The sequence below is a fragment of the Rhodococcus sp. 66b genome (assembly GCF_002076325.1).
Taxonomy (GTDB): domain Bacteria; phylum Actinomycetota; class Actinomycetes; order Mycobacteriales; family Mycobacteriaceae; genus Rhodococcus_F; species Rhodococcus_F erythropolis.
Window position 1 is genome coordinate 290,188 of record NZ_MUZB01000008.1, and the last position, 14,051, is coordinate 304,238.

Annotated in this window: 11 protein-coding genes; all 11 read left to right on the forward strand. The window is 64.1% G+C overall.

Annotated elements, in window-relative coordinates; genetic code table 11:
• Positions 1-131: 131 nt before the first annotated feature.
• Positions 132-1,766 (forward strand): UDP-N-acetylmuramoyl-L-alanyl-D-glutamate--2,6-diaminopimelate ligase, encoded by a 1,635-nt coding sequence (locus B0E55_RS17515; protein ID WP_020908075.1) that lies wholly within the window; start codon positions 132-134, stop codon positions 1,764-1,766.
• Positions 1,763-3,337, forward strand: coding sequence for a UDP-N-acetylmuramoyl-tripeptide--D-alanyl-D-alanine ligase (locus B0E55_RS17520; protein ID WP_080910108.1), 1,575 nt, complete (start codon positions 1,763-1,765; stop codon positions 3,335-3,337). Before B0E55_RS17515 ends, B0E55_RS17520 begins: the two co-directional genes overlap by 4 nt.
• On the forward strand, positions 3,334-4,416 hold the full coding sequence (gene mraY, locus B0E55_RS17525; RefSeq protein ID WP_003941699.1) for a phospho-N-acetylmuramoyl-pentapeptide-transferase: 1,083 nt from the start codon (positions 3,334-3,336) through the stop codon (positions 4,414-4,416). Before B0E55_RS17520 ends, mraY begins: the two co-directional genes overlap by 4 nt.
• A 5-nt stretch (positions 4,417-4,421) precedes the next feature.
• Positions 4,422-5,945 carry a UDP-N-acetylmuramoyl-L-alanine--D-glutamate ligase gene (gene murD / locus B0E55_RS17530; RefSeq protein WP_080910109.1) on the forward strand — a complete coding sequence of 508 codons (1,524 nt, stop codon included), beginning with the start codon at positions 4,422-4,424 and terminating at the stop codon, positions 5,943-5,945.
• The gene (ftsW, locus tag B0E55_RS17535; RefSeq protein WP_020908072.1) at positions 5,942-7,420 is read left to right on the forward strand and encodes a putative lipid II flippase FtsW; all 1,479 of its coding nucleotides are present in this window, start codon (positions 5,942-5,944) and stop codon (positions 7,418-7,420) included. The genes murD and ftsW overlap by 4 nt, the downstream gene beginning before the upstream one ends.
• Positions 7,417-8,586 carry an undecaprenyldiphospho-muramoylpentapeptide beta-N-acetylglucosaminyltransferase gene (gene murG / locus B0E55_RS17540; protein ID WP_019748872.1) on the forward strand — a complete coding sequence of 390 codons (1,170 nt, stop codon included), beginning with the start codon at positions 7,417-7,419 and terminating at the stop codon, positions 8,584-8,586. The genes ftsW and murG overlap by 4 nt, the downstream gene beginning before the upstream one ends.
• On the forward strand, positions 8,583-10,091 hold the full coding sequence (gene murC / locus B0E55_RS17545; protein ID WP_080910110.1) for a UDP-N-acetylmuramate--L-alanine ligase: 1,509 nt from the start codon (positions 8,583-8,585) through the stop codon (positions 10,089-10,091). The genes murG and murC overlap by 4 nt, the downstream gene beginning before the upstream one ends.
• Positions 10,088-10,894 (forward strand): cell division protein FtsQ/DivIB, encoded by an 807-nt coding sequence (locus tag B0E55_RS17550; protein WP_019748870.1) that lies wholly within the window; start codon positions 10,088-10,090, stop codon positions 10,892-10,894. The genes murC and B0E55_RS17550 overlap by 4 nt, the downstream gene beginning before the upstream one ends.
• Positions 10,895-11,152: 258 nt before the next feature.
• The gene (gene ftsZ, locus B0E55_RS17555; protein ID WP_003941788.1) at positions 11,153-12,340 is read left to right on the forward strand and encodes a cell division protein FtsZ; all 1,188 of its coding nucleotides are present in this window, start codon (positions 11,153-11,155) and stop codon (positions 12,338-12,340) included.
• A gap of 108 nt (positions 12,341-12,448) precedes the next feature.
• A complete protein-coding gene (gene pgeF, locus B0E55_RS17560) occupies positions 12,449-13,216 on the forward strand; it encodes a peptidoglycan editing factor PgeF (protein WP_047890079.1) in 768 nt (255 codons plus the stop codon).
• Positions 13,217-13,222: 6 nt separating this feature from the next.
• On the forward strand, positions 13,223-13,972 hold the full coding sequence (locus tag B0E55_RS17565) for a YggS family pyridoxal phosphate-dependent enzyme (RefSeq protein WP_019748868.1): 750 nt from the start codon (positions 13,223-13,225) through the stop codon (positions 13,970-13,972).
• Positions 13,973-14,051: the final 79 nt, after the last annotated feature.

Here is a 14,051-nt window from a genome sequence, read left to right on the forward strand (position 1 = left end):
TCCCGGACACGGTAATCTCAAACGTCGCAGTAACCTCATTCATCGCAGTACGCCGAACTTTGCTTGCGCTGCGACCGCCATAGAACAACGACCGCGATAGAACAACGACAATTGCCAGGAGTCGAGTGACAGTGCCGAATCGTTTGCAATCGTCGAACTCGGACGGCGCTCCCGGGACGCGTCCGACACAACCGGTTGCTACCGCGATCACGGCGCTCTCCGAACTGTCCGGGGCTCGCCTCGAATGGGTCGGGCAACCGGGATCACAGTCGTCGGAGGTCGTCGTCAAGGGCGTCGACCTGCGTGCGCAGGGAATCGTGGCCGATGACCTCTTCGCCGCTCTGCCCGGTGCCAGGACGCACGGCGCTCAGTTCGCCGTCGACGCTCTGGGGCGCGGTGCGACCGCGATCTTGACCGACGAGGCCGGTCTCGAATTGATCGAGGCCGCCGGCAAGGCGCCCGACCGGTCCGTCCCGGTTCTCGTTCATCCGAACCCGCGGGATGTGCTCGGTGAGATCTCAGCGGAGATCTACGGCCGGCCATCGGAGAAGATGCAGGTCGTCGGCATTACCGGCACATCCGGCAAGACGACGACGTCGTACTTGCTCGAAGCAGCGATTGCCGGAGCCGGCCGCAAGCCCGGCCTGGTTGGCACCATCGAGACTCGGATCGACGGCCGCCGAGTACCCAGCGCTCTGACCACGCCGGAAGCTCCGCAACTCCATGCTCTGTTCGCCGTGATGGCAGAGCAGGGGATCGATACCGTCGTCATGGAGGTGTCCAGTCACGCGCTCGCTCTCGGACGCGTCGACGGCATCCGCTTCGACATCGGCGCGTTCACCAATCTTTCGCAGGACCACCTGGATTTCCATCGGGACTTCGAGGAGTACTTCCAGGCCAAGGCTCGACTGTTCGATCCCGAGTCGACGGTGCGAGCCGAGCATGCCGTCGTCTGCGTCGACGACGTATGGGGTCGACGGATGGCTGAGTTGGCCGCGACCGACGAGAGCGATGCGGTGACCACGGTCTCGACCTCGACGGCCGAGGCCGAGTGGAAGGTCGGCGCCGTCGAGGTTGCCGAGGACGGCTCGCAGACATTCGAGTTGGTCGGGCCGGACGGACAATCGTGGCCCGTCTCGCTTCGCCTCCCCGGTCGATACAACGTGGCCAACGCAGCCTTGGCACTGACTGTCAGCTTCGCGGCCGGACTCGATCCGGACGCTGCTGTTCGAGCACTCGGAACGGTGGATGTCCCCGGACGAGTGCAGCGGATCGACCGCGGGCAGAGCTTCCTGGCAGTGGTCGACTACGCCCACAAACCGGCAGCGCTCGAAGCCGTGATCGCCACCCTGCGCAATCAGGTTCCCGGCCGAGTGGCTGTGGTCGTCGGTGCGGGCGGTGACCGCGACGCCGGCAAACGCACACTTATGGGCGAAGCTGGTGCGAGGGGCGCAGACCTGCTGATCGTCACCGACGACAACCCGCGCACCGAGGATCCCGCGAAAATTCGCGCTTCGGTTATGCAAGGCGCCATCGACGTTCCCGAATCCGAACGCGGCGAGATTCGCGAAGTGGGGGACCGGGCGCTCGCGATCGAGCAAGCAGTCCGGTGGGCGCAGCCAGGCGACGTAGTACTGGTGGCAGGCAAAGGCCACGAAGTGGGTCAAGAAATCGACGGGGTCAAACACCCATTCGACGACCGCGAGGTGTTGGGCGAAATGATCGGCCGATTCGCGATCAACACAGCACATGGAGGCAAGCAATGATCCCGATGACGCTCTCTCGGATCGCCGAGATCGTCGGAGGAACCCTGCATGACGTCGACGATCCGTCGACTCAGGTGACAGGAACCGTCGAATTCGATTCGCGCAAGGCTGGTCCAGGTGGACTGTTTCTCGCACTCCCCGGCGCACGCGTCGACGGTCACGACCATGCGGAAGCGGCGGTGGCCGCCGGTGCGGTGGCGGTGCTCGCAGCGCGGCCGGTCGGGGTTCCGGCGATAGTTGTCCCGTCGGTACCGAACGACGGTCCGAGCGCTGTGATGTTGCTCGAACATGACACAGACGGATCCGGGGCTGCCGTCTTGCATGCCCTCGGCCTCCTGGCCAGGGCCGTGGTCGACGAACTGGCAGCAGAGGGGTCGGCTTCGGGGGGCGGGCTGACGCTGGTCGGTGTCACCGGTTCGGCAGGCAAGACCTCGACCAAGGACCTGATTGCGGCGCTGCTTCGCGAGCGCGGTGAGGTGGTCGCCCCACCAGGCTCGTTCAACAACGAACTGGGTTTGCCGTGGACTGTGCTCCGCGCCGACGAGAAGACCCGCTTCCTGGTCCTCGAGATGTCGGCCCGTGGGGTCGGTCACGTCGGCGAACTGACCAAGATCGCGCCGCCGAAGATCGGCGTCGTTCTCAATGTCGGCACCGCCCATCTCGGTGAATTCGGTTCGCGTGAAGCGATCGCGGTCGCCAAAGGTGAACTGGTGGAAGCACTCCCGTCGGCAGCCGACGGTGGAGTTGCGGTCCTCAACGCCGACGACCGCATGGTCGCCGCAATGGCGAGTCGAACCAAGGCCCGGATCGTATTCGTCGGCCAGTCCGAAGACTGCGACGTTCGGGCGACCGACGTGGTTGTCGACGACCAGGCCCGGGCTTCCTTCACGCTGAACTGTTCACAGGGTTCTGCGCGTATTCGTCTGGCCGTTCACGGCGAACACCACGTGAGCAACGCCCTAGCCGCGGCGGCCGTCGCACTCGAGAACGGCCTCGCGGTTGCAGACATCGCGCGTGTCCTCGAGGGCACGAAGGCAGCGTCCGCGAGGCGGATGGAAGTCACCGAGCGCGCCGACGGCGTCACCGTCGTCAACGACAGTTACAACGCCAATCCCGATTCCATGCGCGCTGCGCTCAAAGCGTTGGTGTCCATGGCGCGATCGGATCGGCACTTCGGGCGCCGTAGCTGGGCTGTGCTCGGTGAGATGGGTGAACTCGGGCCGGAATCGGTCGTCGAGCATGACGCGATCGGTCGCCTTGCCGTCAGACTCGATGTCAGCAAGTTGATCGTCGTCGGAACGGGCCGCACCTCGCGTGCGATGCATCAAGGTGCGGTGATGGAGGGGTCGTGGGGTGACGAGTCCGTCGTCGTGCCCGACGCAGCTTCGGCAATCGCCATTCTGGAAGCGGAACTGGAACCGGGCGATCTCGTCCTGGTGAAGGCGTCCAAGTCGGTTGAACTGTGGACGGTCGCCGAAGCGATTCTGGCCGCAACGCCCAGCGACAACATCGGTGACGCGAACACCGATGGCGAGAACGGCGATGGCGAGAACGGCGGGGATTCGCAGTGATCCAGATTCTTCTCGCCGCAGGCATCGCGCTGGCGGTCTCCATCATGCTCACGCCGATCCTGATCAAGGCGTTCTCGAAACAAGGTTTCGGGCAGGAGATCCGAACCGAAGGTCCAGCCAGTCACCAGGCCAAGCGCGGCACTCCCACGATGGGCGGCGTCGCGATCCTGACCGGAATCTGGGCAGGCTATCTCGGCTCACACCTCATCGGTCTCGGCATGGACAACGCGGAGGGACCGTCGGCGTCCGGCCTACTCGTTCTCGGTCTGACCACCGCGCTCGGTGGAGTCGGTTTCCTCGACGACTTCATCAAGATCCGCAAGCAGCGCAATCTGGGACTGAACAAGACAGCGAAGCTGGTCGGCCAGTTCGTCGCTGCCATTGCCTTCGGAATTTTGGCCCTTCAGTTCCGCGGTGACGACGGGCTGACTCCGGGCAGTGTTCATCTGTCGTACGTCCGCGACATCGCCACCGTCTCACTCGGTTCCGTGGTCTTCATCGCCTTCTGCTACCTACTGGTCAGCGCCTGGTCCAATGCCGTCAACCTGACCGACGGCCTCGACGGATTGGCCGCCGGAGCGATGAGTTTCGTTCTCGGCGCCTACGTCATCATCACGTTCTGGCAGTTCCGCTACTCGTGCGAGACGAATCCCGGTAAGGGTTGCTACGACGTCCGAGACCCGCTCGATCTCGCGGTGCTCTGCGCGGCCGGCGCCGGCGCGTGCATCGGTTTCCTCTGGTGGAATGCCGCACCCGCCAAGATCTTCATGGGCGACACCGGTTCTCTTGCCCTCGGCGGCATGCTCGCCGGATTGTCGATCACCACCAGCACGGAACTGTTGATGGTGGTCATCGGTGCACTGTTCGTCGCGGAGGCCGCGTCGGTGGTGATCCAGGTAGCGGTGTTCCGGTCCAGCCGACGGCGGGTCTTCCGAATGGCGCCGTTCCATCACCACTTCGAACTCGCCGGGTGGGCTGAAACCACGGTCATCATCAGATTCTGGTTGCTGGCGGCTATTGCGTCGGCTATCGGATTGGCACTCTTCTACAGCGAATACCTCGCAGCGCTCGGAGGCTGAAAACCATGACCAGCTCAGCGGATTCCGAGAACGACCTGTCCTGGCTCCGCGGTACGCGAGTGCTGGTCGCCGGTGGGCGGGTGTCCGGTCAAGCGACCATCGAACCTCTCGTCGCGCTCGGCGCTGTCGTGACGGTCGCCGATTCGACCCTCGACTTCGCGCAGCGCTGCGCCGAACTCGGCGCGGACATGGTGACCACCACCTCGATCGAGGATGCCCCGGATTCGATCACCGAGTACGGGCTCGTCGTCACCAGTCCGGGCTTTCGGCCGGACGCACCGATCCTTGCAGCGGCCGCCGGTCACGGGATTCCCATCTGGGGAGACGTCGAGTTCTCGTGGCGCGTCGACCACAGCGGGCACTTCGGCGGACCCCGTAAATGGCTCGTCGTGACGGGGACGAACGGAAAGACCACGACGACGTCGATGCTGGCCTCGATTCTCGACGCCGCCGGAGTTGTCGGCCGAGCCTGCGGGAACATCGGGCTTCCGATACTCGAGGCACTCGCCGAGACGTCGCCGCGCGTGGAGTACCTCGCTGTCGAACTGTCGTCTTTCCAATTGCACTGGGCGCCTTCGGTGCGTCCGGATGCCGGCGTCGTCCTCAATGTCGCCGAGGATCACCTCGACTGGCACGGCGGAATGAGCGCGTACGCCGCGGCCAAGTCGCGGGCGCTGAGTGGAAAGGTCGCGGTGGTCGGCCTCGATGACGCAATCGCTTCCGAACTGGGAACTCGCGCAACTGCAGACATTGTCACCGGGTTCAGATTGGGTGAACCGGGCGAAGGAGAACTGGGTGTCGAAGCGGGACACCTCGTGGACAACGCTTTCGGCGATCGCGTCCGCTTGGCCGAAGCAGCTTCCATAGATCCGGCCGGCCCGGCAGGCGTCATGGACGCGCTGGCCGCTGCCGCTTTGGCGCGGGCACTCGGATTCGAGGCCGACGTCGTCGAACGCGGTCTGGCCGCACACAAGGTCGGCCCACACCGAGGGGCCCTGGTCGGTCGTGTCGGGTCCGTTGTGTACATCGACGATTCCAAGGCCACCAATCCGCACGCAGCCAGGCCGTCGATACTCGCGCACGACCGCGTCGTTTGGGTTGCAGGCGGTCTGCTCAAGGGCGCAAGCGTCGAGCAGTTGGTGAGCGAAGTGGGACCGAGACTGTCCGGCGCCGTTCTTCTCGGCCGTGACGCCGGTGTGATCGAGGACGCGCTGGCGCGACACGCGCCCGATGTTCCCGTGGTGCACGTGCTGTCGGGGGACGATGAAGCGGTGAGCGAAAACAGCAGCAACTCGACTCTCACCATCCGGCTGCCGTCGGGTGCCGACGCGGATGCCGTCATGGCCGCAGTGGTCGTCGAAGCTGCCGAGTTGGCGTCCCCCGGTGATGCAGTTGTACTTGCCCCGGCCGCCGCGTCCTTGGACATGTTCGCCAGCTACGGACATCGTGGTGACAGTTTCGCCGCCGCCGTAGCCGCATTACCCGATCCGTTCACGGATTCGCCTGGCCAAGCCGGGAACTTGCTATGACCAAGGGTCCCAAGACCCGAATCGGTGCCTGGTTGGCGCGGCCGTTGGCGTCGTTCCACCTGGTGGTGACGATTGCCACGATGTTGACTGTCTTGGGGCTCGTGATGGTTCTGTCTGCGTCGAGCGTCGAGCAGTACGTGTCCGGTGGCTCGGCATATTCGTTGTTCACCCAGCAGTTGATCTTCGCGATTCTCGGGGCGGTGCTCTTCTACGTCGCGCTGCGGATCCCGGCGAGAGTGCTCCGGCAGTATTCGTTTCCGCTGTTCGTCGTCGTGCTGATCATGCTGGTACTCGTTCTGATTCCGGGAATCGGCACCGAAGCGCAGGGTGCGCGTCGCTGGTTCAACGTCGGTGGATTCTCGGTGCAACCATCGGAAATCATGAAGGTCGCCTTGGCGATCTGGGGCGCGCATCTGTTGGCCTCGAGGCGTCCGGACGACCGGTCCGTGAAGTCGATCCTGATTCCGCTCGTGCCCGCTGCGATGCTGGTCTTCGCCTTGGTCGTCGCGCAGCCGAACCTCAGTACGACCATCGCACTGGGAATCATCGTCGGGGCCCTGCTGTGGTTCGGCGGGCTTCCACTGAAACTCTTCGGCTCGATAGCGCTGACAGGCGTTGTCGGCGCCGCTGTCCTGGCCATGACGGCCGGGTATCGATCCGACCGAGTCCAGGCCTTCTTCAACAAGAGTGATGACCTGCAGGGCAACAACTATCAGGCCAAGCAGGCCTTGTATTCGCTCGCAGACGGCGGCTTTTTCGGTCGCGGACTCGGGCAGAGCGTCGCCAAATGGAACTACCTACCGAACGCGCACAACGACTTCATCTTCGCGATCATCGGCGAAGAGCTGGGATTTGTCGGCTGCGCTGTGGTGATCGGTTTGTTCGCTGTATTCGTGTACACGGGATTGCGGATCGCAGCCCGCAGCATCGATCCGTTCTGGAGGCTCCTGTCGGCCACCGCAACTACCTGGATCGTCGGCCAGGCGATGATCAACATCGGTTACGTCATCGGACTGCTGCCGGTGACCGGACTCCAGTTGCCCTTGGTCTCCGCCGGTGGTTCGTCCTTGGCGATCACGCTGTTCATGTTCGGGGTCATCGCCAATGCAGCGCGCCACGAGCCAGAAGCAGTTGCCGCTCTGAACTCCGGGCAGGACGGCAAGATCTCGAAGTTGCTCAGACTGCCCAAGCCGGTGCTGTACCACCCGCCGTCAGGGGGCCGGCCGATCCGTCGACCGAAGCCCGCACGACAGATCGAACCGGCACGCGGACGCGACGGCCGGCGCGCGATCGAGACGGGCGATCGACGCAAGCGGGCAGATCAAGGCGCTCGCCCTTCCTCGGATTCCAACCGAGGTGCGGCCGCTGGGTCACGGAAGCGCACCGCGGGAGGGCAGAATGGTCAGCGTCGGCAGGCGCCGACACGTAGGGCACAAGATCCACGAGAAGTTCGAGAGCGAGGAATTCGTAGGTGAGCGGCAACAAATCGGCTCTGTCGGTAGTGGTGGCAGGGGGAGGCACGGCTGGTCACATCGAACCCGCACTTGCGGTCGCGGACGCGGTCAAGGCCGCTCAGCCCGACACCAGGATCACCGCACTCGGGACAGCACGTGGTCTCGAAACCACCTTGGTGCCTGCCCGCGGTTACACGCTCGAGCTCATTCCGCCGGTACCGCTTCCGCGTAAGCCCACGATGGATCTGGTGAAATTGCCGACGCGCATCCTCGCGTCGGTGCGCAAGACCCGCGAGGTACTCGATTCCGTCGACGCCGACGTGATCGTCGGTTTCGGTGGTTACGTCGCGCTTCCGGCGTATCTTGCCGCACGTGGTGGTGTTCTTCGGCGCCGGCGCAAGATTCCGATCGTCATCCACGAGGCGAACGCCAGTGCCGGTATCGCGAACAAGATCGGTGCTCGTCTGGCGACGCGGGTGCTTGCCGCTGTTCCGGGTTCCGGAGTGAAGAACCGCGGCGATCAGGACGCCGAGATCGTCGGCATCCCGGTTCGCGCGTCGATCGCCAATTTCGATCGAGCGGGACTCCGCTCGCAAGCTCGCGAGTACTTCGGACTGCCTCAGGACGGTCCCGTTCTGCTCGTCTTCGGCGGATCGCAAGGCGCGAAGTCTCTCAACGACGCGGTGTCCGGAGCAGCGGAAGAACTGGCGAAGGCCGGGATCTCGGTCCTTCACGCACACGGACCCAAGAACTCCCTCGAGGTCACGCAGTACTCGGAGACGGCACCGTATGTGGCTGTTCCTTATCTTTCGCGGATGGATCTCGCGTATGCCGCAGCCGACGCGACGATCTGTCGTTCGGGCGCGATGACGGTCGCCGAGGTCTCGGCGGTCGGACTACCGGCCGTCTACGTTCCGCTGCCGCACGGCAACGGTGAACAGGAACTCAACGCGAAACCCGTTGTCGCAGCGGGCGGCGCGATCATCGTCTCCGACAACGAGCTCACGCCGACGTTCGTCGCCGGCACCGTCGTCCCGATGCTGAGCGACAGCGCGCGTCTCGACAAGATGAGCAGTGGCGCTGCCAATGTCGGGCACCGCACGGCGGCAACAGAGATCGCACGGATCGTGCTCGACATCGCGGCAAAGGAAAACGCCGTCCAGGAAAACGCAAGGGGAAACCGATGACCGCGCTGCCCGCCCACCTCGAGCGAGTACACATGGTCGGAATCGGCGGTGCCGGTATGTCCGGCATCGCTCGAATTCTGCTTTCCCGCGGGGGCCTTGTCTCGGGTTCGGACGCCAAGGAGAGCCGAGGAGTCCTGGCGCTTCGTGCACGCGGGGCACAGGTCCGGATCGGCCACGACGCCGATGCTCTCGACCTGCTGCCAGGTGGACCGACCGTCGTCGTCACGACGCACGCAGCTATCCCGAAGGACAACCCGGAACTCGTCGAGGCCGCTCGCCGCGGAATCCCGGTGATTCTTCGGCCGGCTGTCCTTGCATCACTCATGCAGGGCAATCGCACGTTCCTGGTTTCGGGAACACACGGCAAGACGTCGACGACCTCGATGCTCGTGGTCGCCCTGCAGCACTGCGGGTTCGACCCCTCGTTTGCCGTTGGCGGCGAACTCAACGAGGCGGGCACGAATGCCCATCACGGCAGCGGTGACGTCTTTGTCGCCGAGGCCGACGAGAGCGACGGGTCGCTGCTTCAGTACGACCCCAACGTGATCGTCGTGACCAACATCGAGGCCGATCACCTCGACTACTTCGGCAGCGTCGAAGCGTATGTGAAGGTGTTCGACGATTTTGTCGACAAGCTACGTCCGGGTGGACTTCTGATTGCTTGCCTCGACGATCCGGGATCTGCGGATCTCGCGAAGCGAATCGTGGCCTCGGGTCGTTCGGACATCCGTGTGCTCGGTTACGGATCAGCGGATTCGCAGGAAGTAGAAGCGGGCACTGCCTTCGAACCTGTCGACGGCGTCGAGGTCGGAGTCCGACTACTGGGCTTCCATGCACACGACGTCGGGGGAGTCCTGCAGTTCCAATTGGCCGGCGAGAACGCCGCGCGAACCGTGCGGATGGCAGTGCCGGGTCGGCACATGGCGCTCAACGCACTTGCCGCCCTGCTGGCCGCCCGTGATGCGGGCGCCGAGACCGAGGAGATCGTCGAGGGGCTCGCCGGATTCGGTGGCGTCCACCGCCGCTTCCAGTTCACCGGCCGCGAGCGTGGTGTCCGGGTGTTCGACGACTACGCCCACCATCCGACCGAAGTTCGCGCGGTTCTCGGCGCGGCCGCGGATCTGGTTCGACCGGAAGATGATTCGTCGTCGACCAATTCGGCAGCCGGACGTGTGATCGTGGTCTTCCAACCTCACCTCTATTCGCGCACAGCGGCATTTGCCGTGGAGTTCGCGCAGGCACTGGACTTGGCCGACGAGGTAGTGGTTCTCGATGTCTACGGTGCTCGCGAAGAGCCGATGCCGGGAGTCAGCGGTGCGCTTGTCGCTCAATCGGTCACCAAACCTGTTCACTATCAACCCGATCTGTCGCAGGCACCGAAGCAGGTGGCGGCGTTGGCTCACCCCGGCGACATCGTCATCACGATGGGCGCCGGTGACGTGACCATGCTCGGCAAACAGATCCTCGATGCTTTGCGTTCGGCGCCGCATCCCGCGCCGCGATGACACCCGACGCACGAAGTCGTCGCGGGCGTCGAGATCCTCAGGCCAGGCGAGCCACCAGTACGCGTCGGCGCAGTACTCGCACCGAATCGCGATACTCGACGCGGTCGACGGAGCCAGCTCCCGAACCCACGCCGACTCGTAAGTGGTTCAAGCGACCGCTGATCGTGGCACCGCTGGCAATCGTGCTGGTGGTGGGAATTGCGCTGACGGCCTGGTTGTCTCCGGTGCTCTCGGTCCGGGGCACCGAAGTTCTCGGTGCGACGACGGTCAGTGAGGAACAGATCCTTTCGCTCCTGGCAGTACCGACCGGTCAGCCGTTGATGCGGGTCGACACCGGCGCCGCCGCCGCACGTGTAGCGACGATTCCGAAGGTGGCCTCCGCCCGAGTGCAGCGGATGTATCCGTCGACCATTCGCGTCACCGTGACCGAACGGGTACCGGTTGTCTTCGTCGACTCACCCGAGGGGGCACACCTGCTGGACGAGAAGGGTGTCGACTTCGAGATGGGCGTCCCGCCGCCGGGGGTTCCGCGTCTGGTGACACCGACGCCGGGATGGAACGACGAGCCGACGCTTGCCGCGCTCGAGGTGTTGTCGGTGTTGCCGCCGGATCTGAGATTTCAGGTGGGAGAGGTTGCCGCTCGGTCGATTTCGAGTGTCACGCTGACTCTGCTCGACGGTCGCGTCGTAAACTGGGGCGGTGTCGAGCACTCGGATCGTAAGGCTGCCGTGACGCTTCCTCTGTTGACTCAACCGGGGCAGACGTACGACGTGTCCAGTCCTGATCTTCCGACGGTCCGATAGCGCACGGTGCACCCGTGCGCCGGTGCGTGGCAAATACTTCGGTGTGTCTCGGCGCGCCTAATGGCGGAACGCGACGACGGTGCATAGCGTTTCGTTTCAGATCGAATACTTGACATAACTCTAACCCTGTGGTTGAGGTTTAGAGTTTATCTCGAACACCAGCAGTAACAAATACACCAGCAGTAACAAATACAGCAGCAGTAAAAAGACAGCAGCACTGACAAGCAGCGTGAAACACGACACGGAAGGCGAGAGCCGATGACGCCCCCGCACAACTACCTCGCCGTAATCAAGGTCGTCGGCATCGGCGGCGGCGGCGTGAACGCAGTCAACCGCATGATCGAACAGGGACTCAAGGGAGTCGAGTTCATCGCGGTCAACACGGACGCGCAAGCCCTTCTGATGAGTGACGCCGACGTCAAGCTCGACGTCGGTCGTGAATTGACCCGTGGCCTCGGCGCCGGTGCTGACCCTGAAGTGGGTCGCAAGGCAGCCGAAGATCACAAGGACGAGATCGAAGAGGTCATCAAGGGCGCCGACATGGTGTTCGTGACCGCAGGCGAGGGTGGTGGCACCGGAACCGGTGGTGCCCCTGTCGTGGCAAGCATCGCCCGGAAGCTGGGCGCACTCACCGTCGGCGTCGTGACTCGGCCGTTCTCCTTCGAGGGCAAGCGTCGTGGGGGACAGGCGGATACCGGAATCCAGGCGCTCCGGGAGTCCTGCGACACGCTGATCGTCATTCCCAACGATCGCCTGCTCCAGTTGGGTGACGCGGCCGTCAGCCTCATGGACGCCTTCCGCAGCGCCGACGAGGTTCTCCTCAACGGTGTCCAGGGCATCACCGACCTCATCACCACTCCGGGTCTGATCAACGTCGACTTCGCGGACGTCAAGGGTGTCATGTCCGGTGCAGGCAGTGCGTTGATGGGCATCGGATCCTCACGTGGTGAGGGACGCGCGATCAAGGCGGCGGAATCTGCGATCAATTCGCCTCTCCTCGAAGCATCGATGGAAGGCGCCCGCGGCGTTCTCCTGTCGATCGCCGGCGGTAGCGATCTGGGCCTGTTCGAGATCAACGAGGCGGCTTCGCTGGTGCAGGAAGCCGCGCACATCGACGCCAACATCATCTTCGGAACGGTCATCGACGATTCACTCGGTGACGAGGTTCGTGTGACGGTCATCGCTGCGGGATTCGACGGAGGAGCTCCGGCTCGTCGTCCCGTGGAGTCGACCGCACAGGGACGTGGAGCTATCGGCGCCGGGCGCGCGGGTGAGGTCGGCCGGTCACCGGTGGCCGCCGAACCTGCTGGCGAGCAGCCGATTTCCGCAGCGCGCGAGACGACGGGTTCGGGTAGCTTGCCTCCGATCGGTGGCCCACGCCATGCGCCGGTCCAGGAAGACGAGGGCGACGACGACGTCGATGTGCCTGTCTTCATGCGTCGCTGACGCAGGGCTACAAACAGTTTCGAGAACAGGGTGCCCGGAATTTCTGGGTACCCTGTTCTTGACTGGATGTCCGGTCACGTCTGAGCCGGACGACAACTTTCGACGTTTGTGAGCACACTTATCTTGAGTACCGAGAAGTCGACCACCCGCACCCGCATTCGCCGCGTCGTGACCAGCCGAGCTGGTGGTGTTTCCGCGTCGCCGTACGAGTCGTTCAATCTCGGCGATCACGTCGGAGACGATCCGGCAGCCGTCGAGGCGAATCGCCGTCGTCTGGCACGCGAAATAGGCGTCGAGCCTGACCATCTCGTGTGGATGGAACAGATCCACTCGCGCAACGTCACTGTCGTGACGGAACCGACCGACGAAGTGATTCCCGTGACGGACGCTCTGGTCACCACCGTTCCCGGCCTGGCGCTCGCCACCCTCAGCGCAGACTGTGTTCCCGTTCTGCTCTCCGACGAGGAGGCCGGTGTGATCGCGGCAGTTCATGCGGGACGGATCGGTGCCCGCATCGGTATCGTCCCGCGTGTCCTCGCGGAGATGGTGCGACAGGGCGCGGACGTCTCACGTATCGGTGCCTTCCTCGGCCCGGCAGCGAGCGGACGCCAGTACGAGGTTCCCGCCGCGATGCGTGCGGACGTGGAAAAGCACTTGCCGGGCAGCGCAACTCGCACCGAGAAGGGCACGCCGGGACTCGATCTGCGTGCGGGACTGCGTAAGCAGCTGCTCGCCGCGGGTGTGTCCGGTGTTGCCGAGGACCCGCGGTGCACGATCGAGGATCGCGCGTTGTTCAGTCATCGCCGAGAATCTCTGACCGGGCGTCAAGCTGCAGTGATCTGGATGGAAGCGCCCGCAGCGCAGGAAACCGTCTAGGCAGAAATGCGCCAGACGGATATGCGGCTGACAGAAATATCGACGGCACTCGACTCGGTGCGTGCGCGGCTGGCGGCCGCCTGCCTTGCCGCCGGTCGTGAAGTTTCCGACGTAGCACTGCTGCCAGTTACCAAATTCTTTCCGGCGTCCGACGCCCGAATCCTGTACGAACTGGGTTGCCGTGAATTCGGTGAGTCTCGTGAGCAGGAAGCAGTGGAGAAGGTCGCGGACTTCGACGGCGCTGCTCAGAGCGGCGCGATCGACGATCCGGTTCGTTGGCACATGATCGGGCAGTTGCAGCGCAACAAAGCGCGTTCGGTAGCGAAGTGGGCCTACGCAATTCACTCGGTGGACAGTGCACGACTGGCCGATGCACTCGATCGGGCGGCGCTCGGAGCTTTGTCCGACGGGGAGCGTAAAGCGCCGCTGCGGGTGCTCATCCAGGTAAGTCTCGACGGAGACCCTGCGCGTGGCGGAGTTCCCACGGGAGAGCTAACTCCTCTCGCCGAGCGGATCGAATCAGCCGAAGGTCTCGAATTTGCGGGACTGATGGCCGTCCCGCCACTTGGATCAGATCCGGACGAGCAGTTCGAAATCCTCCGCAGGGCACATCTTTTGATTCTCGAATCGCATCCTCGGGCAACCGAACTCTCGGCTGGCATGACCGGTGATCTGGAGGCCGCAGTGCGCCACGGATCAACGTGCGTGCGTGTCGGAACCGCACTGCTCGGCTCACGACCAGTAATCTCGAGGTGATCGCTCAGGTGATCGCCCAACCCGTCCACACCGCTGCGACCGGTCGCAGTCGGATTGATTCCGCCGCGCCAAGGAAGGT

Bases quoted from the DNA above. Each gene is read 5' to 3' on its own strand.
- B0E55_RS17520 (WP_080910108.1), top strand. From the start codon at position 1,763: ATGATCCCGATGACGCTCTCTCGGATCGCCGAGATCGTCGGAGGAACC.
- murD (WP_080910109.1), top strand. From the start codon at position 4,422: ATGACCAGCTCAGCGGATTCCGAGAACGACCTGTCCTGGCTCCGCGGT.
- ftsW (WP_020908072.1), top strand. From the start codon at position 5,942: ATGACCAAGGGTCCCAAGACCCGAATCGGTGCCTGGTTGGCGCGGCCG.
- murC (WP_080910110.1), top strand. From the start codon at position 8,583: ATGACCGCGCTGCCCGCCCACCTCGAGCGAGTACACATGGTCGGAATC.
- B0E55_RS17550 (WP_019748870.1), top strand. From the start codon at position 10,088: ATGACACCCGACGCACGAAGTCGTCGCGGGCGTCGAGATCCTCAGGCC.
- ftsZ (WP_003941788.1), top strand. From the start codon at position 11,153: ATGACGCCCCCGCACAACTACCTCGCCGTAATCAAGGTCGTCGGCATC.
- B0E55_RS17565 (WP_019748868.1), top strand. From the start codon at position 13,223: ATGCGCCAGACGGATATGCGGCTGACAGAAATATCGACGGCACTCGAC.